23 protein-coding genes and 1 pseudogene are annotated in these 24,578 nt (G+C 62.3%); 11 read left to right on the forward strand and 13 right to left on the reverse strand.

The window, feature by feature from the left end; all coding sequences use genetic code 11:
- The first annotated feature begins 42 nt into the window (after positions 1-42).
- Positions 43-642: a TetR/AcrR family transcriptional regulator gene (locus tag ACWTU7_RS04500; RefSeq protein ID WP_455837748.1), complete on the forward strand. Its 600-nt coding sequence runs from the start codon at positions 43-45 to the stop codon at positions 640-642.
- A 309-nt stretch (positions 643-951) separates the two neighbouring features.
- On the opposite strand, the gene ACWTU7_RS04505 is transcribed toward ACWTU7_RS04500, so the two are convergent.
- From ACWTU7_RS04505 to ACWTU7_RS04515, 3 genes are all read right to left on the reverse strand, one after another.
- On the reverse strand, positions 952-1,566 hold the full coding sequence (locus ACWTU7_RS04505; RefSeq protein ID WP_455837747.1) for a TetR family transcriptional regulator: 615 nt from the start codon (positions 1,564-1,566) through the stop codon (positions 952-954).
- Between the two features lie 140 nt (positions 1,567-1,706).
- Positions 1,707-4,826 (reverse strand): efflux RND transporter permease subunit, encoded by a 3,120-nt coding sequence (locus tag ACWTU7_RS04510; protein ID WP_455837746.1) that lies wholly within the window; start codon positions 4,824-4,826, stop codon positions 1,707-1,709.
- Positions 4,826-5,938 (reverse strand): efflux RND transporter periplasmic adaptor subunit, encoded by a 1,113-nt coding sequence (locus ACWTU7_RS04515; protein ID WP_455837745.1) that lies wholly within the window; start codon positions 5,936-5,938, stop codon positions 4,826-4,828. Before ACWTU7_RS04515 ends, ACWTU7_RS04510 begins: the two co-directional genes overlap by 1 nt.
- Before the next feature lie 225 nt (positions 5,939-6,163).
- Between ACWTU7_RS04515 and fabF the strand changes: the two genes are divergently transcribed.
- The 3 genes and pseudogenes from fabF (at position 6,164) to ACWTU7_RS04530 (ending at position 8,065) form a co-directional block, all read left to right on the forward strand.
- A complete protein-coding gene (gene fabF, locus ACWTU7_RS04520) occupies positions 6,164-7,468 on the forward strand; it encodes a beta-ketoacyl-ACP synthase II (protein WP_455837744.1) in 1,305 nt (434 codons plus the stop codon).
- Positions 7,469-7,476: 8 nt separating this feature from the next.
- Positions 7,477-7,590, forward strand: a pseudogene (locus tag ACWTU7_RS04525) (oxidoreductase); the annotation flags it as partial.
- Positions 7,591-7,864: 274 nt separating this feature from the next.
- Positions 7,865-8,065, forward strand: coding sequence for a hypothetical protein (locus tag ACWTU7_RS04530; RefSeq protein WP_095518885.1), 201 nt, complete (start codon positions 7,865-7,867; stop codon positions 8,063-8,065).
- Positions 8,066-8,092: 27 nt separating this feature from the next.
- Here the strand turns inward: ACWTU7_RS04530 and ACWTU7_RS04535 are convergent, their stop codons facing one another.
- The 6 genes from ACWTU7_RS04535 to ACWTU7_RS04560 all read right to left on the reverse strand — a co-directional run bounded on the left by ACWTU7_RS04535 (position 8,093) and on the right by ACWTU7_RS04560 (position 13,272).
- The gene (locus ACWTU7_RS04535) at positions 8,093-8,722 is read right to left on the reverse strand and encodes a hypothetical protein (protein ID WP_455837743.1); all 630 of its coding nucleotides are present in this window, start codon (positions 8,720-8,722) and stop codon (positions 8,093-8,095) included.
- Positions 8,722-9,582, reverse strand: a complete 861-nt coding sequence (locus ACWTU7_RS04540; RefSeq protein WP_455837991.1) for an ABC transporter permease — start codon at positions 9,580-9,582, stop codon at positions 8,722-8,724. The genes ACWTU7_RS04535 and ACWTU7_RS04540 overlap by 1 nt, the downstream gene beginning before the upstream one ends.
- A gap of 11 nt (positions 9,583-9,593) precedes the next feature.
- Positions 9,594-10,382, reverse strand: a complete 789-nt coding sequence (locus tag ACWTU7_RS04545) for an ATP-binding cassette domain-containing protein (RefSeq protein ID WP_455837742.1) — start codon at positions 10,380-10,382, stop codon at positions 9,594-9,596.
- A 99-nt stretch (positions 10,383-10,481) separates the two neighbouring features.
- Positions 10,482-10,976 (reverse strand): hypothetical protein, encoded by a 495-nt coding sequence (locus ACWTU7_RS04550; protein ID WP_455837741.1) that lies wholly within the window; start codon positions 10,974-10,976, stop codon positions 10,482-10,484.
- Positions 10,977-11,028: 52 nt separating this feature from the next.
- Positions 11,029-11,955, reverse strand: a complete 927-nt coding sequence (locus tag ACWTU7_RS04555; RefSeq protein WP_455837990.1) for a YVTN family beta-propeller repeat protein — start codon at positions 11,953-11,955, stop codon at positions 11,029-11,031.
- Between the two features lie 66 nt (positions 11,956-12,021).
- Complete coding sequence (locus ACWTU7_RS04560; protein ID WP_455837740.1) at positions 12,022-13,272, reverse strand: ABC transporter substrate-binding protein; 1,251 nt, start codon at positions 13,270-13,272, stop codon at positions 12,022-12,024.
- Between the two features lie 225 nt (positions 13,273-13,497).
- Here ACWTU7_RS04560 and ACWTU7_RS04565 point away from each other — a divergent pair, with 225 nt between their 5' ends.
- From ACWTU7_RS04565 to ACWTU7_RS04580, 4 genes are read left to right on the forward strand one after another with little or no spacing between them, the layout of a single operon-like run.
- The gene (locus ACWTU7_RS04565) at positions 13,498-15,339 is read left to right on the forward strand and encodes a (5-formylfuran-3-yl)methyl phosphate synthase (RefSeq protein WP_455837739.1); all 1,842 of its coding nucleotides are present in this window, start codon (positions 13,498-13,500) and stop codon (positions 15,337-15,339) included.
- Between the two features lie 3 nt (positions 15,340-15,342).
- Complete coding sequence (locus tag ACWTU7_RS04570) at positions 15,343-15,894, forward strand: flavoprotein (protein WP_455837738.1); 552 nt, start codon at positions 15,343-15,345, stop codon at positions 15,892-15,894.
- Positions 15,887-17,281, forward strand: a complete 1,395-nt coding sequence (locus ACWTU7_RS04575) for a DUF6513 domain-containing protein (protein WP_455837737.1) — start codon at positions 15,887-15,889, stop codon at positions 17,279-17,281. Before ACWTU7_RS04570 ends, ACWTU7_RS04575 begins: the two co-directional genes overlap by 8 nt.
- A 3-nt stretch (positions 17,282-17,284) precedes the next feature.
- Positions 17,285-17,875 (forward strand): DUF447 domain-containing protein, encoded by a 591-nt coding sequence (locus ACWTU7_RS04580; protein ID WP_455837736.1) that lies wholly within the window; start codon positions 17,285-17,287, stop codon positions 17,873-17,875.
- A 336-nt stretch (positions 17,876-18,211) separates the two neighbouring features.
- Here ACWTU7_RS04580 and ACWTU7_RS04585 read toward each other — a convergent pair whose 3' ends face one another.
- Entirely contained in the window at positions 18,212-19,138 is a 927-nt protein-coding gene (locus ACWTU7_RS04585) for a class I SAM-dependent methyltransferase (RefSeq protein WP_455837735.1), read from the reverse strand.
- A gap of 637 nt (positions 19,139-19,775) precedes the next feature.
- Between ACWTU7_RS04585 and ACWTU7_RS04590 the strand changes: the two genes are divergently transcribed.
- Positions 19,776-20,150, forward strand: coding sequence for an ArsR/SmtB family transcription factor (locus ACWTU7_RS04590; protein ID WP_455837734.1), 375 nt, complete (start codon positions 19,776-19,778; stop codon positions 20,148-20,150).
- Positions 20,147-20,626 carry an SRPBCC family protein gene (locus tag ACWTU7_RS04595; RefSeq protein WP_455837733.1) on the forward strand — a complete coding sequence of 160 codons (480 nt, stop codon included), beginning with the start codon at positions 20,147-20,149 and terminating at the stop codon, positions 20,624-20,626. Before ACWTU7_RS04590 ends, ACWTU7_RS04595 begins: the two co-directional genes overlap by 4 nt.
- A gap of 370 nt (positions 20,627-20,996) precedes the next feature.
- Here the strand turns inward: ACWTU7_RS04595 and ACWTU7_RS04600 are convergent, their stop codons facing one another.
- Positions 20,997-22,046: a hydantoinase/oxoprolinase family protein gene (locus ACWTU7_RS04600; RefSeq protein ID WP_455837732.1), complete on the reverse strand. Its 1,050-nt coding sequence runs from the start codon at positions 22,044-22,046 to the stop codon at positions 20,997-20,999.
- A gap of 59 nt (positions 22,047-22,105) precedes the next feature.
- Between ACWTU7_RS04600 and ACWTU7_RS04605 the strand changes: the two genes are divergently transcribed.
- A complete protein-coding gene (locus ACWTU7_RS04605) occupies positions 22,106-22,804 on the forward strand; it encodes a HisA/HisF-related TIM barrel protein (protein WP_455837731.1) in 699 nt (232 codons plus the stop codon).
- A gap of 251 nt (positions 22,805-23,055) precedes the next feature.
- Here ACWTU7_RS04605 and fae read toward each other — a convergent pair whose 3' ends face one another.
- Entirely contained in the window at positions 23,056-23,562 is a 507-nt protein-coding gene (gene fae, locus ACWTU7_RS04610; protein ID WP_029350398.1) for a formaldehyde-activating enzyme, read from the reverse strand.
- A 167-nt stretch (positions 23,563-23,729) separates the two neighbouring features.
- Positions 23,730-24,572: a triphosphoribosyl-dephospho-CoA synthase gene (locus ACWTU7_RS04615; RefSeq protein ID WP_455837730.1), complete on the reverse strand. Its 843-nt coding sequence runs from the start codon at positions 24,570-24,572 to the stop codon at positions 23,730-23,732.
- Positions 24,573-24,578 lie beyond the last annotated feature (6 nt).

Consider the following 24,578-nt stretch of genomic DNA (forward strand, 5'->3'; position numbering starts at 1 on the left):
TCTGCTATAGATGTCGAACGCAAGCTAATTTAGGAGATGACGATGCGTGTGAGTCGCATTCAGGCGGCGGAAAACCGCGAAACCGTGATCAATGTGGCAAGCCGGCTTTTTCGGGAGCGCGGCTTTGACGGCATCGGCCTTAAGGACCTGATGGAGGCTGCCGGGCTGACCCAGGGCGCGTTTTACAAGCAGTTCGCATCAAAGGACGATCTGGCGGCGCAGGCGTCCAGGCGGGCGATGGAGAGTGCCTTCCACCGATGGTCGGCCGCAGCCGCGGCCAATCCTGAGGATCCGCTTGGCGCGGTGATCGCATTCTACCTCAGTTTGGACCATCGCGCAGACAGAATGGACGGCTGCCCGGTCGTGGCGCTCGGCTCGGACGCCGCCAGGCAGGGCGCCGATGTCAAGGCGTCATTCGAAGCCGGCGTCAGGGAGTACCTCGAGATGCTCGGTAATTGGGTTGGCGACGGCGAGGAGCCCAGTGGCAAGGCCATGGCCATTCTCTCGACCATGGTCGGCGCGGTAGTCCTCTCGCGGGCTGTCAACGACGAGCGGCTGTCGAAGCGGTTCCTGCAAGCGGCGGCCGAGAGCGTGCTGATTGCGTCGTCTGCGGGCGATGCCCAGCAAGGACCGCGCCAATGACGATGGATTCTGCGAGCGAAGCGCGCAGCGCGACAGGCTCAATCGCCGAGCTGGCGGACTGCACCGGGCTCGAGCTCGTTGCGAGGCTGGCGGACGGCAGCATTCGCGCGGAAGCGCAGAGCTGCCGGTAAGGACCCACAGCCGGACCGAACCATTCGACGCGTCGGCGATAGGCTGCGGGCCGCTGCTTCTCATATCCATCAAGTCTGATGTCGTGGGCGATTACTGCGAGCTGGAATTCGCGCAGACGCATGCGCTCGAAACGCCTGGTGGCTTTGCGATGTGCTGGCAGCCGCCTTCCCAGGCCGCCTAGTCCGACTTGCCGAGAGCCTTCAGAATAAAGCGAATCTGCTCGCGCAGGCCCGCTTCGGTGTCTTCGCCGTGTTGAACGCTGTGCTCGATCAGAATCGGGTGGAAGAACGGCGTGAACGCGGTCTTGATCGCACGCGCCGCTTCCGCGGGATCTTCGACGATGAATTCGCCCGCTTCGATGCCCTCGCGGATGATCGCCTCGAAGATTGTCACCATCCCCTCGATATGCGCTTTGATGATCGCCGAGTTCGCCTGCATGGCGTCGACAATCATGTCGTGCATGCGCTTTTCCTTGATCAGTTTCGTCTTGTTGTGGTGGTGAATAGCGGTCAGGAGCCGGTCGAGTTTTTCCGAGGCTGTCGCGTTCGTGCATGCGATCGCAAAGGCGATCTCAGCGACCTCGTTCACGACACGTCCATAGATGGACTCGTTGATCGCACCCTTGGAGGCGAAGAAACGGTAGACGTTCGCCGGGCTCATGCCGATCTCGGAGGCGATGTCGGCCACCGACGTCTTGTGGTGGCCGATGCGGCGGAAGTGCTCCTCCGCGACCTCCAGGATGCGTGCGCGCATCTCGTCGGGATCAGTTCGCGTTCGGACGGGACGATTCATAAATGTCTCCAGAACTGATGACTGCCGGGCTCGCCCTGGACGATCATCTGTAAGCGGCAAGATCGTGCAGCTTGCCCTGCGCATGTTCAGGCAAAGGCCAGCGGACGAGAACTTGAACCGCCTCCTCCGGCAACAGAACCCTATTCGGCGGCTAATGTTGTTTGCATTTCCAGTTCATCCGTCGAGTCGGATGGCTCCTCATGGACGTCGTCTGCTGTTGGCTTGATCCGGAACCACGCGGCATAGAGCGCTGGAAGGAAGAGCAGGATCAGCACCGTGCCGACCGCCGTACCGCCGATCAGCGTATAGGCCATCGATCCCCAGAAGACAGAGTGCGTGAGGGGGATGAAGGCCAGCACGGCGGCAAGTGCGGTCAGGATCACCGGCCGCGTGCGTTGCACCGTGGCCTCGATGACGGCGTGATAGTCGTCGAGGCCGGCCGCCTGGTTCTCCTTGATCTGTTCGGTCAGGATCAGCGTGTTGCGCATCAGGATGCCGGCCAGACCAATCAGGCCCAGAATGGCGTTGAAGCCGAAGGGCTGGTTGAAGGTGAGCAACATAGGCACGACGCCGACGAGGCCGAGCGGTGCCGTCAGCATGACCATGGCCATTGTCGAGAAGGACCGCACCTGCAATATGATGACGATCAGCATGGCGGCGATCATGGCCGGAAAGACTTTACCCAGCGCGGTGTTGGCCTTTTCGGCCTCCTCGATCGATCCGCCCAGTTCGATGCGATAGCCGGCCGGAAGAGACGCGATCAGCGGCTGAAGGGCCTTCATGATCTGCTTGGAAACCTCCGGAGGCTGGGTCGCCTCGTTGATGTCCGAGCGGATCGTGATGACGGGCGTGCGATCGCGGCGCTTCAGGATCGGCTCTTCCAGGCGGATTTCCGAATGGCCGATCTGGTCGAGCGGAATCTGGCGGCCGTCCCGGCTCATCAGCGAGAAATCCGCCAGGCGTGCCGGATCCAGCCGCTCAGCCCCGGCGCTGCGTGCGACGACGGGGACATTGCGGATGTCCTCGCGGACCTGCGTTACGGGGATACCGGTGAGGAGGAATTGCAGTTGCTGGGCCACCTGGGCAGGCGAGAGGCCGATGAGGTTCAGCCGGTCCTGATCCGGGACGAAGCGGAGCACGGGCGTGCGGTTGCCCCAGTCGCGGTTGGCCTGCCGTACGTCCGGGACGTCCCGCATGATGTCGAGGGCCTTCTCGGAAATGCTGTAGAGTTGCACGGGATCAGGTCCCATGACCCGAAACTCGACCGGGAACGGCGTGTAGGGCCCGAACACAAGTTGGGTGACACGTACGTCGGCCCCGGGTGCAAGCCCTTGGGACACCGCCTCCCGGAGCCGGTGCTTCAATGCCTCGCGCGCCTCCGCGTCCGGTGTCAGCACGACGATCTTGGCGAAGGCGGGATCGGGCAATTCCGGCGCCATCGCGAAGAAGAAGCGGGGAGCGCCCTGACCGACATAGCTCGTGACGATCTCAGCCTCGGGCTGGTCGTCCAGCCAGCCTTCGAGCGTCTCGACCGTGGCGGTCGTCGTCTCGATGCTGGTGCCTTCCGGCAGGCGAACCTCCACCAGCACTTCGGGGCGGTCGGATGTTGGGAAGAACTGCTGTTTGAGGGAGCCCATGCCGACGACGGAAAGCACGAAGGCGATGGCGACAATACCGCTGATTACGAACTTGTGCCGCACGGCAAGGACGATGAGCCGCCGCAGGCGCCGATAGTTCGGTGTGTCGTAGATCGCGTGGTGACCGCCTTCGACCGGTTTGATCTCGGGCAGCATCTTGACGCCAAGATAGGGCGTGAAGATCACCGCGACGATCCACGAGATGATAAGGGCAAACCCGACGACCCAGAAGATGTTGCCCGCGTATTCGCCGGCCGTGGAGCGCGCGAAGCCCACCGGCAGGAACCCGGCGACCGTCACGAGCGTTCCCGACAGCATCGGCGCCGCGGTGTGGCTCCACGCATAGGCCGCCGCCTTGATGCGGTCCATGCCCTCTTCCATCTTCACCACCATCACCTCGATGGCGATGATGGCATCGTCCACGAGAAGACCGAGCGCCAGGATGAGAGCGCCGAGCGTGATGCGGTCGAAGAACCGGCCGGTTTCCAGCATGATGAGGAAGACGACCGCAAGCGTCAGAGGAACGGCGGCCGCCACGACGATGCCGACGCGCCAACCCATGCTGATCAGGGCGATCAGCAGCACCACGCCGAGCGCCATCGCGAACTTCATCATGAATTCGTCGACCGCCGAGGTAATGTTGACGGCCTGATCGCTCACCTTGTCGAGCGTCATCCCGAGCGGGAGTGTCTGTGCGATGGCCGCAGTTCTGTCCTCCAGCGCCTTGCCGAGCGCGAGACCGTCCCAGCCCTCCTGCATGACGGCTGCCAGCATGATGGTGGGCTCACCCTGGCGGCGGATGAGATATGTGGGCGGATCCTCGTAGCCGCGGCGGACCTCGGCAATGTCGGAGAGCTTCAGCGTCCGCCCCGAAGCGACGATCGGCGTGTCGGCGATCGCCTGGACGCTGTCATAAGCGCCGTCGACCCGGATGAAGACCCGCGGCCCCTGAGTGTCGATCGAGCCCGCCGGTGTGACGGTGTTCTGCCGCTGCAAGGCGGCGACGATGTCCTGTGCCGAGACGCCGAGGGTTGTCAATTTGGCGTAGGAGAACTCGACGAATATCTGTTCGGGACGCTCACCGAGGATGTTGATCTTCTTGACGCCGGGCACGTGCAGGAGGTCCTGGCGGATCACTTCGGCCTGCCTGGCCAGCTCACGCATCGGCATGCCCTTGGCCTTCAGAGCATAAAGGGCGAAGCTCACGTCCGAATATTCGTCGTTGACGAAGGGGCCGAAGACGCCGGGCGGCAGGTTGCGGGCTTCATCCCCGAGCTTCTTGCGGGCCTGGTAAAACTCCTCCTCAACGGCGGATGGCGGCGTGTCGTCCCTCAGCGTGACCGTCATATAGGCATAGCCCGGCCGTGTGGTCGTCTCCACCCGGTCGTACCAGGTCAATTCCTGAAGCCGTTTCTCCAACGGTTCGGCGACGAGATCCTGCATCTCGCGTGCTGTCGCACCCGGCCACGCCGTCGTGACCGTCAGGGTCTTGATGGTGAAGTTGGGGTCTTCCGCCCGCCCGAGCATGACAAACGCATAGGCGCCGGCCGCCACTGCCAAGAGGATGAAGAACAGGGTGACGGCCCGTTCGCGAACGGCAATCGCGGAAAGATTGAGGTTCATCACTTGCCCCCGCTTTCGGATGCAGTCCTGACTTGAGCGCCCTCCTGCAGGAGGTGAGCGCCGAGCGAAACAATCGGATCGGCAGAGTTCAATCCGGAGATCACTGCGGATTCACTGGTCACACGAACAAGCTGCACGGGCTGAAAGTGTACGGTCGAGGTGGCGCTGTCCAGGACCCAGACGCCGGTCTTCCGACCATCATCGAGCACAGCCCCCAGCGGCACCTGGACTTCAGGCTGACCGGCCTGGCTTGCAAGCCGAATGGTTACCGTCGCGCCAAGCGGTGTTGCCGCGGCCTCGCCATCAAGCACATAGCGGGCCTCGTAGGTACGGGTCTGGGCATCGGCGGAGTTCGATAACTGCCGGAGATGTGCTGCATAGCGACGCCCATCACCCCCATACACGCTGGCTTCGGCCACCGACCCGATCGCCGGCCGGATCGTTTCGGGAAGCGCGACCACCGCTTCGCGGGGGCCGGCCTGGGCGATGCGAACCACCGGCTGGCCGGCGGAGACGACCTGCCCCGGCTCGCCAAGCGTATCGACCACCGTTCCATCCGCGTTCGCCACCAGGACCGCGTAGGTCGCCTCGTTCTCTGCGACCTTCGCTTCCGCTTCCACCGCGGCAAGCTGGGCCGTGGCAGTATCCAGCGCGGCCTTTGCCTGCTCGTACCGCTGCGGGGTTGCAGCCAACTCCTTCTTGACCAGAACAGCGTAGCGCTTTTCGTCCGCGCTCGCCTGAACCAGGACAGCGCGTGCTGCAGCGACAGCGTTGCGCTTCGCCGTGAGCGAAAGGCGAAGGTCGGTGTCGTCGATCCGCATCAGCGGCTGACCGGCTTTGACCTCCTGACCGACGTCCACGAGCCGTTCCACGATCTTGCCTGAGACGCGAAAACCGAGATTGCTCTCGACCTTCGCTCCTATGATGCCCGTGAAGCTGCGTTCGGATCCGGCCACCGGAGCTGCCATCGCCAACCTGACCATAGGGGGTTCCTGCCTCGGGTCGCCCACGGCGGCGGCTTCCTGCGTGGGAATGGCAAGTGTGGCGAACGCCACCGCCCCTGACACCGCGATCAAGACACCGGCTAACACCACACGATTCCGCTTTTTCATGCCCATCGCCTCCTCTCAAAATAGATTGTATTCGCACTCTATATCCGATATAGATTTCGAACGCAATCTAAAAAAAGGAATTCGACGATGCGTGTGAGCCGCATGCAGGCCGCGGAAAACCGCGAAACCGTGGTCAATGTGGCAAGCACCGCTTCTTCCGAGCGCCACCTCGCCGGGGCGGAGCCAAGCGATTCTAGCCACCTGCCGAGATCGATAGGAGAACAGATGCGACGGATTGTCGTTACAGGCATGGGAGCGATCACGCCCCTTGCTGCCGATGTCGAAGCGTCCTGGTCGCGCCTCCTGGCTGGTCGCTCAGGTATCCGCAGGCTTCCCGGCGATGTGGTGGGAGACCTGCCGGCGAAGATCGGCGGGGTGGTTCCGTCGCTGGAAGACGATCCGGACGCTGGTTTCGATCCGGATGCCGTCCTGCCGCCAAAGGACCAGCGCAAGGTAGACCGGTTCATTCTCTTTGGACTCGCCGCTGCACAAGAGGCACTCGCCCAAGCAGGATGGGCACCCGCCTCGGAAGCGGATCGCCTGCGTACGGCTACGATCATCGCCTCGGGCGTCGGCGGATTCCCCGCCATAACCGAGGCGGTGCGCACGGTCGACCGGCGCGGCGTCCGCCGTCTATCGCCGTTTACGGTACCGTCCTTCCTGGTGAACCTCGCGGCGGGCCACATCTCGATCCGCTATGGCTTCAAGGGGCCACTCGGCGCACCGGTGACGGCGTGTGCGGCCGGCATCCAGGCGATCGGCGATGCGGCTCGTCTTATCCGCGCCAATGAAGCCGACATCGCGGTGTGCGGCGGGACGGAAGCATGCATGAATATCGTCAGCCTCGGTGGTTTTGCCGCGGCTCGCTCTCTTTCGACCTCCTTTAATCACCGTCCTGATCAGGCCTCCCGTCCGTTCGACATGTTGCGTGACGGCTTCGTCATGGGCGAAGGAGCCGGCATTCTGGTGATCGAGGAATTGAGCCACGCGCTTGCGCGCGGTGCGAAACCGCTCGCCGAGCTCGTCGGCTACGGCACGACGGCGGATGCTCATCACGTCACCTCCGGTCCCGAGGACGGCGACGGGGCGCGGCGGGCTATGGAGATCGCGATCGCCCAAGCCGGCATCTCGCCGGGTGAGGTCCGCCACCTCAATGCGCACGCGACCTCCACCCCGGTCGGTGACCTCGGGGAAATCGCGGCGATCAGAACACTCTTCGGCGCAGATTCCGCCATCGCTGTCAGCGGAACGAAGTCGGCGACCGGACACCTGCTCGGAGCCGCCGGCGGGCTTGGAGCGATCTTCACAATCCTGGCGCTCAGGGATCAAGTAGCACCGCCGACACTCAATTTGAGCGCGCCGGATCCAGCCGGCGACGGGATCGACTTCGTCGCAAACCAAGCCCGCCCGATGGGAATGGACTACGCGATCTCCAACGGCTTCGGCTTCGGAGGCGTCAATGCCAGCGCGCTATTCCGGCGCTGGACGGACGAGTTGGCCGGTGCGGGCACCAGGGGCGCTCATAGCTGACGCCCTCCGAGAAGCGCTATGCGGCGGGAAAAAATGGCGCGCCAAGTCAGTTTCCTGCGCCGTTTCGCCCCGCATTCGCATTCGACAAGAGCCTGCGTAAGGAGAACGGGCTGCCGGTCTGACGACATCGACGACACGCCGTGATGATCGGGTTCATCGGCACTGGAAATATCGGCGCCACATCGAGGCAGCACAAACCTGAAGCAATTGCTCTGGAGAACGTCCCGGCGATCGTTGGCGTAAGATAAGCGATATGTTATGTTGCAGTGCGAAAGAGCGGGGGCCGCGTCCTCTCATAGCCGTAAGCAATCTGTATGTGCGAACCCCTGCAGACTGGTCGGTATCACTGAAACCTCCCGGGCATGGGGTTCGGGATTCGATGGGGACAAGGGGTAAATGCTTTACACGCTCGTTATGATGGTCTGCCTGACCGATGTGCCGCAGACCTGTGAACAACGCGAACAGATGGTGGACGGCCTGGCGATGAATCCCGGGACCGCCTTCATGCAGGCGCAGCCGCTGGTCGCCCAGTGGATCGAGACGCATCCCGGTTATTTCGTTCAGCGCTGGCGCGTGCTGCCCGGCCGGGGATCGTGAGATCCGCCGCGAAGGTTGAATGAGGTTCTACTTCTTCGCGGCGAGTGTTTCCGAGACCGCCTTGGACAATTGATAAAGCCGCTGCTCGATGATCGTCGGCACTTCACAGACGTAAGTCAGTGATTGGACGCGCTCGTTGAAAATTCGCGTTGCGAATTTCAGCTGTTCGGTTCGCCGTTCGATCTCGTCGGGATCTGCATCGGGCTTTGCCCGCAACGCATCGACGTCGGACGCTTCCTTGCGCAACGCGGCGGCCATTTCGAGCTGCTTGTGAGCGTAACGGGCAATGCCTGAGATCACGTGCGAACGCTCGGCGTCCATTTGATCGAACATACCTTGCACCAGCATCGCCATTTTCGGGGCAAGCTGCTCGGCCGGCAGCGAGGCGGCGAAATCCTTGATCTTCCTTTGGGCTTCGGCAATCGGCATTTGCCGGGCTGCCACCTCCTCGACCAGGGCGGAGACGGCGGCGTCCTTCGACAAGTCCTTCGCCGCTGGCGGCAGCTCCGGCCCGTTCCAGATCTGGCCGAGCGAGAGTTGCGGCACCTTGCGCTGTATGCAGGGCCAGTCCGGATCGGTGCTCGCCGCCTTGGCGCTCACGTTCGGCGCGAGCATGGCAGCCACAACCAGGCTGCGAACAAGGCTCATTCGTGCCATCAGGCATTTCCTCCCGTGTCCTGTTTGCGGATCATTAGGCCGCGTGAAGGGTCGTAGGCGATGATGGCGGCTGCAAGGAACAGAACAGTGCAACCGGCAACGACGCCCAGCGACAGCCAGTCAAGCTGACCGTAGAAGGCGAAGCGGATCAGTTCGACGGCATAGGTGAACGGATTGGCGAGGCAGATTTTGTAGAGCAGCGGGCTCGCCTCCTGGATGCGCCACAATGGATAGAGCGCCGGAGAGGCGAAATAGCCGGGAAAGATGACGAAGTTCATGATGCCGGCGAAGTTTTCGAGCTGCTTGATCATCGACGACAAAAGCATGCCGAGCGCGCAAAGCATCATGCCCGACAAGAACAACGCCGGCAGCACCATGAGATAGCCGATCGGCGGCGCCTTGACGCCCCAGAACCAGGCAACGATCAGGAACGCGTAGACCTGCGCAATCGATACGGAGACGCCGGCGAGCATCTTCGACACCAGCAGGAACCAGCGCGGGAAGGGGCTGACCAAAAGCGTGCGCATGTTGCCCATCTCGCGGTCATAAACCATCGACAGCGAAGACTGCATGCCTGAGAACAGCAGGATCATGCCGCACAAGCCCGGCGTGATGTAGACCTCGTAGAGCACGTAGGTCTTGTAGGGCGGGATGATCGATACGCCGAGCACCTGCCGGAATCCGGCGGCAAAAATGAACAGCCAGATGAGCGGCCGAACCAGCGAGGATATGAAGCGTTCGCGCTGGTGCAGGAAGCGCAGGCACTCCCGCAGGACGACGCCTTTGAGGCAAATGAGATAATGGCGCAGGCCGAATTTTTCGAACTTCACCGGGATGATGCCGGCGACTTTCTCGGGCATTGCGGGAGCGCTCATGGCGATATCTCCGCGATGCCGGCTGCCTCGATGCGGCTGAGCCTCGAAAAGGCGTCGCGGATCGAACCGGCGCCGCTCGTCCTGACGACATCGGCAACCTTGCCCTTGGCGACCAGTTCGCCCTGCCGCAGCACGACGACATGGTCGCCGTCTTTGACCTCGTCGATCAGATGCGTCGCCCACAGCACGCCAATGCCCTCGGTTTCGACGAGCTTGCGGATGGTGGCGAGAATGCCCGCACGCGACTGGATGTCGAGACCGACGGTCGCCTCGTCGAGCAGCAGCAGGGAAGGACGGTGGAGCAGCGCCCTGGCGATCTCGATGCGCCGCATCTGGCCGCCGGAAAGACTGCGTGCCTTGTCATGCTGACGGCCCTGCATGTCGACCGTATCGAGCAGCGCGGCAATGCGCTGCCGGGCCTCGCGTCCGCCGATGCCATGCAGCGCGGCGTGATAGGAGAGGTTCTGGTGGACGCTGAGATCGAGGTCGAGCGTGCGGGCCTGGAACACGATGCCGACACGCCTGAGTGCTTCGCCAGAAGCGCGGCTGACGTCATGACCGAAGATACGGATCGATCCGCGGCGCGTGTCGTAAAGATGGCTGATCAGCGAGAACAGAGTTGTCTTGCCGGCGCCGTTAAGGCCGAGAAGGACGGTGAAGGTCGCCGGCGCGATCGAGAATGAGACGTCGTTGAGCGCCCGCTTCGGACCATAGGAATGGCTGACGCCGACGACGTCGAGCGCCGCCACCTCATCTCCTGGTCCGCTTGTCCTCACATGCTGCACGCGGCTGGCTCCTTGTCGTCGACGATAGTCTAGCGCACCTAGCGCACCAGGAGTCTAGCGCACCGGGCCCGATCGCGAAGGTCCCGCTTTCCGGTGATCCTACTTGATCGTGATTGTGCCCTTCATGCCTCTGTCGGCGAGGTCGGGCACCGACCATGTGTAGATGCCGGGCCTCACGGTGGTGAACTGCACCTGGATGGTGCCGTCGGCGTCGAATTCGAGCCATGCGGGTGCGCCGTTCATGTGCACCTCGAGGTCATTGATCACGATCTGGTTGTTCCACACATTGCGGAAGAGGTCGGTATGGAATTTGTACTCCAGCCCGCCCGCCGCGGTGATCTTCCAGCGATAGCCCTGGCCGGCAATCAGCTGGAAGTCCTTCTGGTTGGCGGTGAACTGGTCTTCCTTGCTGCCGAGGATAAGTTCCGGCACGTCCTTGCTGGCCCGGGTTGCCTTCTCGGCTTCGGGGCTGGCGTCAGTTTTGGTGGCCGCACCGGCGGCTGCGTCGTCGTCATTGTCCTGCGCCCCGACCTGGCCCTGCGTGAGTGCCATGCCCACCAGCGCAGCGAAAGTGACGGCCCGAAATTTCCGCATGATTTCCTGCCCTTCTGCTGTTGTTCTGTCTGTTTGATTCAATTGAGTTGATTCAATTGGGCGAGACGACGACGCCCCATGGCAGCGCGCCGACGGTCACCGACTGCACCGGCTCGTCGGTCTCCACGTCGATGAAGGTGATGTCGTTCGACACGCCGTTGGTCGAGATGATGGTTTTCTGGTCCGGAGTGAAAGCGAGCTGCCAGACGCGTTGGCCGACCAGCACGTATTTCTCGACCTCGTATGTCTGCGTGTTGATCACCGCGACGCGGTTGGCCGGTCCGAGCGCTACATAGGCTTTCTTGCCGTCGGCGGTGATGCGCACACCAACCGGCTGGATCGATTCGGCCCTCAGGCCGGCAATCTGGAAGGTGATCTTCTGGACAACTTCGCGCGTTTGATTGTCGATCACCGAAACAGTGCCACCGATCTCGGCACTCACCCAGGCCTGCTTGCCGTCGGGGGTGAACTCGACGAAGCGCGGACGCGCATCCACCAGCACGTTGTCGGTGATCTCGTGGGTCGACGTATCGATGAAATGCGCCATATTTGTCGTTTCCGACGTATTGATCATGATCTTTCCGTCCGGGCTGACGCCCATGCCTTCCGGTTCGACACCGACCGGAATTTCAGCCAGCACCTTCTTATTCTCGATGTCGATGACGGTGACGAGATTGTCGTCCTCATTGGCGACATAAAGCGTCTTGCCGTCAGGCGAGAGCACGAAGAGCTCCGGGTCGGGCCCGGAGGGCAAGGTATCGACGATCTCCAGCGACGCCGTGTCGATCACCTCGATCGAATCGTCGTCGCTGGCGCAGAGATAAATGTGCTTGCCGTCATGCGAGATGGTGATGCCGCGCGGACGTTGCCCGACATTGACGGTCTTCACCACCTGCATCGTCGCGGTGTCGACGACGGACATCGTGTTGTCCTTCTCGTTGGAAACATAGGCCATGTAGGCCGACGCTGGGCAGGCCATGAAGCCGGTCGCGAGAATGGCGAGTGCGCAAGCTCGTCTCTGCACTGAAATTCCTCCCAATTGGTTCTACTCAAGCACGCATTTTGTTTCGGGTTCATCGACCCCGAGCGTATCGAGCTCCGACACCTGGTGCAAAAAACCTTCCTGCGGCGACGTCGAGACGACCGACCTGTTGTCGCCGAGGAAGATCGGCTGCCGCAACTGCTGGTTCCACTTGCGGAAAGTCAGTTTCTGCCCCTTGAACGCGGCGATCGAAAAATCGTCGGAGCGGATGAAGTCGGCCATCTTGCGCGGGTCGGCACCCTGCGTGCGGGTCGCCGCCTCGCCGAGGATGCGCACCGCGGTCCATGCCGCCATATCCTTCGACATCATGCGGCGGCCGTTTGCCTTGGCGAAGCGGTTCTGGATCTGGGTGCCGCCCCATTGCTCGCTGGCCGGATGCCAGGCCGACGGGGTGAGCCCGGCGGTGCCGGCGACCGGCCGCGGAGTCCAGGTGCGGAACGGAACATAGCTGCCGAACACCTCGCTTTCGTCGGCGACCAGCAACACATCGTGCTCCGGCAGATCCTGGGTGAAGACAGGCATCTGCCGCTGGATTTGGACGACGCCGGAATCGGTCCGCCGTGCCGTTCCGGTATCCTCGAACAGCTTTTCGCCGACGATCTCGCCGCCGAAGCGCGTCGCCGCCCGGCGCAGGGCCTCGGCAAAAAGCTGGTCGCGCTCGTGCGAGCCGTAGATCAGCACCCAGCGCCGCCATTGCTTCCAGATCAGATATTGCGCCAGCCCGTCGGCCAGCATGCTGCGCGTCGGGATGGTGTGGAAGATGTTGGCGCGGCATTCCTCCTCGCGAAGACTGTCGTCGGTGGCGCCGGCATTAAAGATCAGAACGCCGTTGTCGCGGGCAAGATCGGCGATCGACAGCAATTGTTTGACCGAGAGGTCTGCGATTACGTAGCGGTCGCCTTTGGCGATCATTTCCTGGAAGGCCGCAACGACATCCGCGTCCGGCTTTACCTCGATCACGTCGAGGCTGAATTTCTGGCCGAGGAAGCTGCCGGTCGTGTTGTTGTCGGCAATCGCGACATTGCCGCCGGCAACGCCTTCATCGCGGGGCGGGACGTCGAGCACCGACAAAGCGAGCTGCGGCGCATAGGCGCGTAAATAGCCTATCTTGATTTCGGTCAGCTTTTTTTCCGGCTTGGCCGTTGCGGCCGGTTGCTTGCCCGTCGCTTCCTGGGCCAGCGCGCCCGGAACGTTGACGGTCAGGGAAAAAAAGCACAAAAAGGCCGCGAGAGTGCCCGGCACCGCGCTCGTCATCGATAAAATTACCCGTTCTTGCGCTAAAGTCCGATTGTTGCCGGACCGGCGCGAAGTCAAGGTGCCCGTGATGAGCTTAGCTGACCCGCAAATTTTATCAAACCCTGAAAGTGGACTTCTCGCGTCTGCTTTAGTGGCATGCCTGCTGGCCGGAAGCGCAACTGAGCGGATTTCGGTATCCGGACCCGAGAGCGCCCTGTCCCTCATGCCGGAGAAAGTCCTCCAATGACCAGAATGCTGGCCAGTGTCACCGGCGTCGACGAGGCGGAGATCGCGCTTTCGGGTGGCGTCGACATCGTCGACCTGAAGGATCCGAAGGCGGGGGCGCTGGGCGCGGTATCCACGCAAACCATCCGCCGGACGATTTCATTCATCGCCGGCCGGGCGCCGGTCAGCGCGGTCTGCGGCGACCTGCCGATGGAGCCGGAGACGATCCGCGGCAAGGCCGAAGAGATCGCCGCGACCGGCGTCGATTACGTCAAGATAGGCTTTTTCCCGTCGGAAAATGTCTCCGCCTGCGCGGCGGCGCTCGAGCCGCTCGCCGCGCGAACGAAACTGATCGCCGTGCTTTTCGCCGACCTGGCGCCGGATTTCGAGCTTCTGCCGATGCTTGCCAAACATCGCTTCCATGGCGCCATGGTCGACACTGCGATCAAGGCAAACGGGCGGCTGCTCGACCATCTGCCGCCCGAGCGTATCCCGGGTTTCATCGATCGAGCCAAATCGCTCGGTCTGATTGTTGGCCTGAGCGGATCGCTGGAAACCCCTGATATCCCGCGCCTGCTGCCCTTCGCTCCCGATTTTCTCGGCTTTCGCGGGGCACTGTGCGGCAACTCCGGCCGCGTGGGTTCGATCAGTGCCGAGGCCGTTGCGCAGATCCGCGAGTTGGTCCCGGAAGAATCCCGGGCCGGCGGCCCGTCGAGCGTCGACTACCGCCTGCTGGCGGCGAGGGGCTATTCGCCGGGCACCGACCCGACACTGGGCACCGACAAGATCTTCGTGCGGGACTTTGTCCTGCCGGTTCAGATCGGCGCTTACAGCTTCGAGCACGGCCATACACAGAAGGTGCGTTTCGACGTGACCGCCGACGTGCTGCAAGTCACCGACCATCCCGAAGACATGCGCCATGTGTTCTCCTACGACATCATCATGGACGGCATTCGCACCATCGTCGCGCGGGGCCACGTCCAGCTTAGCGAGGCCTTGGCCGAGCAGGTGGCGACCTACATTCTGGAGAACCCGCGTGTCGTGCGCGTCACGGTAAGGGTGGAAAAACTCGAACTCGGCCCAGGCGGCGTCGGCGTCGAGATCGAACGCAAGCGCCAAGCGGCAGGCCGCGGCCTCGCCTCCGGCCCTGCCGGCCGAAAAGGCCAAATCGCTCCTTCCCAGCCGCGACAAGAAAGGCCTGAGGCCATCAGGCGAGCCGCCGTCAAGCCGTCCGTCGTCAAGCTTGGCGGCAGCACGGTCCATGCGGCGGAAATGGAAAGCTGGATCGCGGCGCTGGCGGGTTCCAAGCTGCCTATCGTCATCGTGCCCGGCGGCGGCCTCTTCGCCGACCAGGTGCGTGAGACGCAGTTCCGGATGGATTTTTCCGATACCGCTGCCCACGCCATGGCGATCCTCGCCATGGAGCAGTTCGGCCAGGTCATACTCGACCGTGACGAAAGGCTGGCGCCGGCACGGTCGCTGGAAGAAATGGTTCGCGCGTTGGATGAAGGGAGGGTACCGGTGTGGCTGCCGTCGTCATTGGCCCTGTCGGCGCCGGACATTCCAGCGTCCTGGGACATTACCTCCGATTCCCTTGCCGCCTGGCTTGCCGGCAAGCTCGGCGCGAATACGCTGCTGCTGATCAAGCAGACCGGCGCCTTCTTCGGCAGCGACACGATCGACGGCCTGGCAGTCAGAGGCATCGTCGATGCCGGCTTCGCCGCTATGCTGCCCGACGGTGTCGATTTCCATCTCGCCGGTCCGAAAGATGCAGCCGAAGCCGGGGCGCTGCTCGCGTCGGGCAATCTGCCCGGGATCCGGATCGCGGCTCCGATCCGGTCGGCAAGAAAAGCAGGGTAGGCGATGGCGACGCTGCATACGCCGCGCTGGGCATGGGTTTTGACCGGTTCCGGTCATTTTTTTACGGAGAGCTTCGCACTCATTCACCAGATAGAGCATTGCGATGTCTTTGTGTCGAAAGCCGCCAACGAAGTGCTGCGCATGTACAAGCTCAAGCTCGATTTCCCGGAGACGACGCGCGTCCTGCACGACAAGACGGCGAGCGCGATCCCGGTCGGCGAATTCTATCACGGTGTCTATCACACGGTGGTGGTGGCGCCGGCCAGTTCCAACACGGTTGCCAAATGCGTGCACGGCATTTCCGACACGCTCGCCACCAACGTCTTTGCCCAGGCCGGAAAATGCCGGGTGCCGGCCATCGTCTTTGCTTGCGACAGCGCGCCGGAACTCGAAACCATGGCACCGCATGGGCTTGTCAAGGTCTATCCGCGCAGGATCGACCTGGAGAATACCAACCAGCTGAAGAGCTTCGAGCGGACCCAGGTGGTCGAGTCGCTCGCCGATCTCGAAGCTTCGGTCAGACGGCGCCACGCCGAACTCGCAAGCCATGGCTGAGCGGCTGGTCTTTCTTACCGGCCACCTGGCCAAGGTCCGGCTGGAAAGGCTGCTGGCCGGACTGGGCGAAACCGAATTTGCGTGGGAGATCATCGACATCGGCGTCAAGGTCGCCGCGCTGATGAGCGAAGACATCATCAAGCGGCGGCTCAGCCTGACAGGCGGCGGCGACCGCGTCATCCTGCCCGGCCGCTATCGCGGCGACATCGAGCATCTGTCGAACCATTTCGGCGTGCCCTTCGTACGCGGGCCTGACGAGATCGCCGATCTGCCGGCCTTTCTCGGCCGGGCGGGCGAGCCGCCTGACCTTTCGCGTCACGACATGCGGATCTTCGCCGAAATCGTCGACGCGCCGATGCTGTCGGTTGAGGCGCTGGTGGCGAGGGCACGGACGCTGGCTGCGGCCGGTGCCAACGTCATCGATCTCGGCTGCCTGCCGGAAACACCGTTTCCGTTACTGGAAGAGGCCGTGCTCGAGCTGAAGACACAGGGATTTCTGGTCAGTGTCGATTCGGCCAGCACGGACGAACTGTCGATCGGCGCACGCGCCGGTGCGGACTATCTTCTCAGCCTCGATGAGAACACGCTGCCGTTGGCCTTCGATTGCAAGGCCGTACCAGTGCTGATCCCGTCCACCCCTGGCGATTTGGATTCGCTCGGCCGGGCCATCGAAGCGGCGCAAAAGGCCGGCGTCGCCTTCATCGCCGATCCCGTGCTCGACCCGATCCATTTCGGCTTTGCGGCCTCACTTGCGCGCTTCATTGAGTCGCGGCGGCGCTGGCCCGACATCGAACTGCTGATGGGCACCGGCAATCTCACCGAATTGACCGACGCCGACAGTTCCGGCGTTACCGCGGTTCTGGCCGGGCTCTGCTCGGAACTTCAGATCCGAAACGTGCTTGCCGTGCATGTCAGCCCGCACACGCTGCGAACGATCGAGGAGCACGATGTTGCCCGCCGCATCCTGTTTGCGGCGAAGAACGACGGAGCGCTGCCGCGCAGTTACCATCCAGGGCTGCTGCAGGTTCACGACCGCAAGCCGTTTACGGCCTCGACCGAGGATATCGCAGCACTCGCGGCGGAGGTGCGCGACAACAACTTCCGCATCATGACCGCCGAGGACGGCATTCATGTTTTCAACGGCAAGGGGCATGCAGTTTCCAGGGATGCGTTCGAACTCTTTGCCGGGCTTGGCGTTGAGGCAGATGGCGCGCATGCGTTCTATCTCGGCGCGGAACTGATGAAGGCCGAGATCGGGTGGCGCCTCGGCAAGCGCTATGTGCAGGACGAGCCGCTCGCATGGGGCGTTGCCGCGCCGGCTCCTGAAACCGACCGCAGCCGTCTTGCGGAGGCGGGCCATACGCTTCGCGCGAAGAAAGAGCGCTAAACCATGCCCTACATTCGCGAATCGATCATCACCACTGTCAGCAAGACCGGCGATGTCCACATCGCGCCGATCGGCATCATCGCCGAGAAGGACGGCTGGGTCATCGCGCCGTTCCGGCCGTCGATCACGCTCGACAATCTCGCCGAAGTGCCGTTCGCCATCGCCAATTACACCGATGACGTGCGTATCTTTGCCGGCTGCCTGACCGGGCGCAAGCATTGGCCAACCGTTGCGGTCGACGGGTTTCCGGTGCCGCGGCTGGAGGCGGCGCTCGCGCATTCCGTCCTCGAAGTTGAAGGCATCGATGACGATGCTATGCGACCTCGCCATTTCTGCCGCGTGGTGCAGGAGGAAACGCATGCGCCGTTCACCGGCTTCAACCGCGCCAAGGCGGCGGTGCTGGAGCTGGCCATCCTGGTCAGCCGGCTCGGCATGCTGCCGCGCGACAAGATCGAGGCGGAAATCAACTACCTTTCGATTGCCATCGAAAAGACCGCCGGCGAGGGCGAAAAGGAAGCCTGGGACTGGCTGATGCAGCGTGTCGGCGATCACCTGGCAGCCAAGGATGCCAGCGGCGAGGACGCGCGGGGGTGAGCGAAATACGCCGAACCAGAGTAAGCCTCTAGGCTGACGTATTTTAGCATGGTACACGATGGCGGTGGCGCTGATCTCAAACGGCGGTGCTCGACCCTTTGCGGGTCATTGAGCCCGGTATGAATGACTGGAGTGGGGCCGGGAGCAGATCGGCGGGTTTTGGGTCAGCGTAGACGATCAACCGACCTTTGTTCATCCGCCGCGTTCATGTTCATCATCGGCATTCATGTCCAATCGAGACGTTTCTGAACGAACGACTACTACGCAGCCCTTGAGACCATCAACATGGCCGCGTAGGACTCAAACCAACAAAGCCTCCCTCTAACCCAGGGCTGTTCAAGCAGGCTTTGTTATCATGACTAGGATTTCGTCGCGCCACTCTCCCTTCCGTGCAAGATGAACGGAACATGAGACTTTGGCATTCGGGCCGAGAACTTTGTCAACAATCACATGCGTGTCCTTGTTCCAGATGACGAACCGGTCATCTTTGCAATCGAAGTTCCACTGGTGCAGCCCTTCGTATTCGCCGCCCTCGGCTTCATTTCGGTAATGGCGGAGCAAAACCACGCCATCGTCTCTGACAAGTTCGAGCATATTCGCGATGGTGGCTATTGGGTCATAGGTGTGGTCGAGAGAATTTCTCGCATATGCAATGTCAAAGCTAGCCCGCGCAAACTGGCTCAGTAGCGTCTCGCCGTCACCCTTAACCGTGGGGAACGGCAGCTTGACACCCCTCTTGCGCAGCACGTTAGCATAGTGATCAGCGAGGGGGTCGACAGGCGTGATGGATATGTTCTTACCTGGATGCGTATACCCAACTTGGGTGATTGCTCCAGCCCCGACATCGATGATGGCAATGTCGGTACGAGATTCTGTCGATAAATATTTTGTGATCATAGGATCCCGTATGGGACACTCTAGGTTCTGAGCCTCGGCTTGGAATTGAGCAGCCTCCGGCTCACTGGAATGGTACGACTCGTGCCAATCACGCTCGTTGAGGAGGCCGATAGTCCACTTAGCCTTGTTGCCCAGTCTCGCCTTTGCATCGGCATTTCTTGATAACGTCTGGCGCGCCACATAGAACGTGGAGAGAAGAGTAAGATGTAATTTCGTTGCCACTCGTGCACCACGGCCCTGAAGGGCCGATAGGATGCGCCTGGGGCCAACTTTCGTAGGTTGGGTCATCTCGCCACCACGTGCTATTGGACCAATCAGGTTGAGCATCATGAGGTCGGCGACTGGACAATCAACGATCGCCGGCAAGATGACCCTCAAGAAACTATACCGCATCCATGGGGAAAAGCACTCGTCGCGCAGTGGTACCCACGTTGCTAGCGGTGCGCGTAACGGGGGCTGCCGAATTGTCGTCCAACCGGTGCTGACTCCATCGACGTCCATGCCGATCGAAGGGATTAGCGACTGCTTCGTTCAGCTAACCTGACATAATCTCTTACGAGCCGTATGATCGCTGATGGCGCATCCACGCCGGTGACGTTGACACAAGCGATGTCCGCTTCTTGGGGACGAAGAGGGCCGGCGGAATGACCGACTGGAGGCGCGAAGCTGCCCGCCAGAACAAGCCATTTATGTGCTCAAGGTTCTGCGAAGTGACGCCTGATGTTACCCCACCGGCTTGCCTGCAAGAAGAGGCGGGGTAGCGATAGAAAAGCCACGTTTCAGAACTTTAGCGTATCGATGAGCGAGCAAATCACGCCTGCCACCGCCTTCCGTAGGCGGTGGTCGTTGTTTTCGGTGCTGCGCGAGGTGACCGAGTGAGTTCGCCTTACCGGTGCAGAGTGCAAACAGCTCAGCGAGCCATCTGTTTGCGCCGCCTCCGCAACCGCCAATGCCCGATGGCGCAACCTTGCAAAAATGTAACTGAGTTGTTACAGGTTGTTCCATGGACGCGACCGCTCACGCGCTGGCAGACCCTGTTCGTCGTGACATCCTGCGGATGCTGCGCGACCAGCCCGTGAATGCAGGTCGCATCGCGGAAGTCTTCCCGGTCAGTCGACCGGCAGTCAGCCGTCACCTGCGGGTGCTGCGCGAGGCTGGGCTGGTCCGCGACGAGTTGAGCGGCCGCGAGCGTGTGTACCGGCTGACGCTGGATGCGCTCTCTGAACTGGAGGCGTTTCTCGCCGAGTTGCGCGCGCCAAGTCGGTGGGAGCACCAGCTCATGGCACTCGAGACTGAGGTCCATCGCGTGAGGCGTGCACGGCGGGACACCCCCAAGGCTCCCAAACGCTTGAACGACAGCAAGAAGGATAGAGCATGAATCCCCAGCCCACCGGCCACCTTGTCGGCAACGACCTGATCCTCACGCGCATGTTCCACGCACCCGTCGATGACGTCTGGACGAGCGTTACGAAATCCGAGAGCACAGCGCGCTGGTTTGGCCGTTGGGAAGGCGACGCCGGCCCCGGCAGGATCGTGCGACTGCAGCTGGTCCATGAGAAGGGCCAGCCATGGACCGACGTTACGATCGAGGAATGCGAGGCGCCGCGCCGTCTGGTCGTCGTGATGAAGGATGACCACGGGGAGTGGCGCATCGAGCTGACGTTGACCCAGTCGGACGACAAGACCGAATTGCGCTTCGTGCAGCACCTGAGCGACCGCAAGCTAGCGGGCGATGTCGGCCCGGGCTGGGAGTATTATCTCGACATGCTAGTCGCCGCGCGCGAGGGCAAGGCGCTGCCGTCGTTCGAGGACTACTACCCTTCACAGAAGGAACACTATCTGAAAGGCGCATAGACGATCGGCACGTCACAAGGCCTTGATTGCAAGTTCCGCTTCGCGCCCGAGGCGGCAGGTCTGATCGTCAGGCTCAAGCTTTTCGACGTGACTGACGCCTCGGTCATCGGAAACTGACCTACGGGGCGACACCTGCCCTAGACAGTCGGCAACAAAGCTGAACGGCAGCTTTCAGGAAGTCACGGAGCCGCATCGAACGGCGGCAATGGGGGCGCGACCCGGACATGCGCCGAGCGGGTGCCGAACGCCAGCTTTCCACCTTGTTGTGACCCTGCGCGCGGTCCGATTTTGGACGCATGGCGGGTTGAGATCTTTCAAGCCGGGGCAGTATCTCATCTCCCCGATTGATCGGATGGCCATGATATATTGCCTACAATTGAGATCCCGCCAGCAACGCCACCGCTGACGCAGGCGCCACGCTGCTGGCTTCGCCGCGAACGGCGTCATCTGCGGGAATGATCTCGGCGAAGTCGACGAAGCGGCGTTCCATGCGTTCGGCCAGCCGCCTGATCTGCCAGCGGCCGGTTCCGGCGCCGACGATCGGCGCATCCCGGGCAAGGGCCCCGGCAACCAGGGATCCGACAACCAGGGACGCTGCGTCGTGGATCCTGCGCAACTGCTGTTCGCTGAACCAGCGCGCGATTTCATGCCATTCCGGCAGGGTCAGCTCGGTGGCGTCGCGCCCGATCATGCGCGCCAGCCGCGCGATCGAGCCATCGACGGTCTTTTCCTTGCCGTCGGCGGAAGCGTGCCTGTCGTCCTTCTCGTCGAGCACCGCCAGGATCCGGTGCGCATCGGCGATCGAGGCGAAATACTCGTTCATCAGTGGTGTCAGCCTGCCGCGGACGGGGGCCGACGAGGCGACACCGAACAGGAACGTCCTGGTGAAGCCGGTATAGACCAGTTCGCCGCTCAGAAGCCGTCCGGCATCGGTGTAGCCGCCATTGGCGACGGCGCCATTCCTGACGGCGATAATGTCGGTGGTGGTCGAGCCCATGTCGACGAACAGGGCATCGCCGGCGAGCTTTGCCACCAACGACGCTGTCGCATGCCAGTTGGCGGAGGCGACATCGGCGCTCAGCCGCGTTGCTTGCTCGACCCCGACGAAGCCGGACGGCCCGGCATAGATCAACTTTTCGCCTGGGAAACGGGTTGAAATCCCATCCAGCAGAGCCGCGACGCCGGCATCGCGGGACGGAAAGATGTCCGCCAGTTCGCCGGTCATGGTGAATGCGTTGAGATCGGCGCCGGCATAAATCGGAGCCGTTTCCTCGAATGCCAAGGTCAGGGTATCGAGCCCTAGCCAAAGCGGCGTGGCGATTGTTACTGCCTCGACGATGCGGCCGTCTTCCGCACGCGTCACCTTCAGATGCGCGCCGCCAATATCAAAGCCGGCAACGATGCTCTTTCTTTTTTCCACACTTCAAGCTTTCATCACAGGGGACATTCGGACAGGGACATTGGTGAGCGAGAAAAGCGTTGCGTATCATTCCGGTTCTCGACCTGAAAGGCGGCGAAGTGGTGCGCGCCCAGCAAGGAAAACGCGATCGCTACAGGCCGATCGTTACGCCGCTCAGCCAAAGTTCCGATGTCGTCGCCGTCGCCGAAGGCCTGCGCGGGCTTCACCCTTTTCCGACCTTCTATATCGCCGATCTGGATGCCATCGAAGGGGGAACGCCAAACAGCGGCGCGCTTGCCCGGCTGAAGGCGATGGCAGAGCCGCCGGAGCTTTGGGTCGATGCCGGCTTCGCCGACGAGACAACACTTTCGGCAGCACTTGCCGAACCCTGGCTTTGCCCAGTCCTGGGATCCGAATCGCAGCAGGACGAAGCGCTGTTGCGGCGTTTTTGCGATCATCCGGATCTTATCCTGTCGCTGGATTTCTTCGACGACGGGTTTCGCGGTCCGGCATCATTTCTCGACGAGCCGGAGCGCTGGCCGCAAAGGGTGATCGGCATGACATTGGCCAAGGTCGGCTCCGCCTCCGGTCCCGATTTCACGCGCCTCGTGGCGATCAAGGCGAAGGCTGGAAGCCGCTCCGTGATCGCGGCCGGCGGGGTACGCAACGAGGCTGACATTCGCGCGCTTTCGTCACTTGGTATCGCCGCGGCGCTGGTCGCGACCTCGCTGCATGACGGCACGCTCACGCCCCGGCACCTTGCAACGCTTGGCACCTGACATTCGCGTGGCCCTCGACTTCGGCCTCGGAAACTGGGCCTTGTAGAGCGGCGGACTCTCAAGAGGATCGTCTCGCCGCTCCATTTCTTTGCTGGAGCATCGGATTTCCCAAATAACCGGTTCTCAACCCTCGGATCAGGACCGAGGGCAGTTTTGGGTCCGATGCTCTAAAGGCCCACAAGCTTTTTCAGGCGACGCAACAGACCATCCGGCTCAGCGGAGGGTTTTACCTGTGCGGGGCTGTCTCTTGTCTAAGCCGCGAACGGATGCTTCACCTGGTCCCGCTTGGCCGTGGCTTCGGCGGCCGTCGGCGTCCCCGAGACCGCGCGCTGGATGGCTTCCTTTGTCGCTTCGTAATTGTATTTCTGGATCTTGGCGTCGTCAGCGGCGTCCCAATGGATGAAAACGCCGACGCAGATGAACAGATCGTCCGCCTCATTGGCGGGAATAATGTCCTCCGCGACGGCATCCTGCACGGCCTTTGCGACCGCATGCTGGGCCGGGCCGAACATCTGCACGGCCTGCTTGGCGCCCTTGATCGTGACCTTGTTGAACATCACGGTGTTGGGCTTGCACTGAAGATTGGGCGCGATCACCGCCAAAAGGGAGGTAAAACCGTCCTTGTTGTTGGTAAGCGCGTTGCAAAATGCTGTTTCGACCGCGCTCCCCCGCGGGCCGATGAGCAGGTCGACATGCGCCACTTCGTTGCCGTCTCCTACCAGCGATTCACCGACCATTACTTTCGAGATCTTTGCCATGCCAATTTCCTCCAAGACACAGTTATGGTGTCCAAAGACGCCGCAAACCGAGCGAGCGCTCGATGGACAGCTATCCTTGTTGGCAGCGCCCGGACATCCGGACCGGTTGGCTGGATAGCCGCGGAAGCCCAGCTTCCGCTCCTGAAAGTCAACCACCAACGTTCCGATTATGCAAGCTGAACGCCGAGGAGGTGGACTAAAAGAGTAGCCACGGTCAGGTCGGCCGAGGTGCCGGGGTTAACGTTGTCCGCCTTCAGCCGGCGGTCGAGCCCCATGAGCAGACGAATGCGTGACGCCTCGTCGCCATTGGCATGCAGCGCCGCTTCAACGGCAAGGGCTTCTTGCCGTGCCTGATTTGCGGTTTCAGCGCCATGGTTGCGCACCACGTGACTGTCGGGGAAGCCGGCGAGAAACGCCATATAGGCGAACACCGTCGGCCACATGCCGTCTTCCCCGCGTGCCAACGCCGCTTCCAGAGCCGCAAGCCCGACGCTGAACACGTCGCCGAAACCGGTAACATACTGGCGGGCGATCATGTCACGGTCGGCCGCCTCCCGCATGGCTTCGAGCAGATGAACTTTCGGCTCCTGCCGCACATCGTTCGCGGCCTCGCCAAGGCCGCCCGGCGCGGCCGCGACGATCGCCTCGAACACCGCCCTGGTATCGTCCATGTTCATCGCGCGCAGCACCGCGTCGAGATTGTCGTGCAGCCTGCCGCCGGTCATTTGGGCGGCGCATAGCAGAGGCCCTGCCAGAAGGATGATACCGAGATTGGTGTTGGTCGCGACCGCCAGACGTGTCGCGCGGACCGCTTCCAGCATGCGCTGTCCGACCGGCAGGCGAGGATCTGTCAGCGGCGCGGACGAGACCTCTGCGCTCGTCATGAACTGGGCGGCAGACATGCCGTGCCCGTCGGCGAACAGATGGACGTTGCCGGGCTTCAGCGCCTCAATCTCCATCCGGCAGGAATCCTTGTAGGCAACCCGGAGGCGTTCTCGCGAAAGCGCCATGCTACC

Source organism: Mesorhizobium sp. BHscii, assembly GCF_053848065.1.

Excerpts from the sequence above, each read along its gene's own strand:
- ACWTU7_RS04530 (WP_095518885.1), top strand. The coding sequence starts at position 7,865 with ATGCTTTACACGCTCGTTATGATGGTCTGCCTGACCGATGTGCCGCAG.
- ACWTU7_RS04575 (WP_455837737.1), top strand. The coding sequence starts at position 15,887 with ATGGCTGAGCGGCTGGTCTTTCTTACCGGCCACCTGGCCAAGGTCCGG.
- ACWTU7_RS04500 (WP_455837748.1), top strand. The coding sequence starts at position 43 with ATGCGTGTGAGTCGCATTCAGGCGGCGGAAAACCGCGAAACCGTGATC.
- ACWTU7_RS04550 (WP_455837741.1), bottom strand. The coding sequence starts at position 10,976 with ATGCGGAAATTTCGGGCCGTCACTTTCGCTGCGCTGGTGGGCATGGCA.
- ACWTU7_RS04590 (WP_455837734.1), top strand. The coding sequence starts at position 19,776 with ATGGACGCGACCGCTCACGCGCTGGCAGACCCTGTTCGTCGTGACATC.
- ACWTU7_RS04615 (WP_455837730.1), bottom strand. The coding sequence starts at position 24,572 with ATGGCGCTTTCGCGAGAACGCCTCCGGGTTGCCTACAAGGATTCCTGC.
- fae (WP_029350398.1), bottom strand. The coding sequence starts at position 23,562 with ATGGCAAAGATCTCGAAAGTAATGGTCGGTGAATCGCTGGTAGGAGAC.
- ACWTU7_RS04580 (WP_455837736.1), top strand. The coding sequence starts at position 17,285 with ATGCCCTACATTCGCGAATCGATCATCACCACTGTCAGCAAGACCGGC.
- ACWTU7_RS04555 (WP_455837990.1), bottom strand. The coding sequence starts at position 11,955 with ATGGCCTGCCCAGCGTCGGCCTACATGGCCTATGTTTCCAACGAGAAG.
- ACWTU7_RS04540 (WP_455837991.1), bottom strand. The coding sequence starts at position 9,582 with ATGCCCGAGAAAGTCGCCGGCATCATCCCGGTGAAGTTCGAAAAATTC.
- ACWTU7_RS04515 (WP_455837745.1), bottom strand. The coding sequence starts at position 5,938 with ATGAAAAAGCGGAATCGTGTGGTGTTAGCCGGTGTCTTGATCGCGGTG.
- ACWTU7_RS04505 (WP_455837747.1), bottom strand. The coding sequence starts at position 1,566 with ATGAATCGTCCCGTCCGAACGCGAACTGATCCCGACGAGATGCGCGCA.
- fabF (WP_455837744.1), top strand. The coding sequence starts at position 6,164 with ATGCGACGGATTGTCGTTACAGGCATGGGAGCGATCACGCCCCTTGCT.
- ACWTU7_RS04570 (WP_455837738.1), top strand. The coding sequence starts at position 15,343 with ATGGCGACGCTGCATACGCCGCGCTGGGCATGGGTTTTGACCGGTTCC.
- ACWTU7_RS04510 (WP_455837746.1), bottom strand. The coding sequence starts at position 4,826 with ATGAACCTCAATCTTTCCGCGATTGCCGTTCGCGAACGGGCCGTCACC.
- ACWTU7_RS04595 (WP_455837733.1), top strand. The coding sequence starts at position 20,147 with ATGAATCCCCAGCCCACCGGCCACCTTGTCGGCAACGACCTGATCCTC.
- ACWTU7_RS04560 (WP_455837740.1), bottom strand. The coding sequence starts at position 13,272 with ATGACGAGCGCGGTGCCGGGCACTCTCGCGGCCTTTTTGTGCTTTTTT.
- ACWTU7_RS04535 (WP_455837743.1), bottom strand. The coding sequence starts at position 8,722 with ATGGCACGAATGAGCCTTGTTCGCAGCCTGGTTGTGGCTGCCATGCTC.
- ACWTU7_RS04565 (WP_455837739.1), top strand. The coding sequence starts at position 13,498 with ATGACCAGAATGCTGGCCAGTGTCACCGGCGTCGACGAGGCGGAGATC.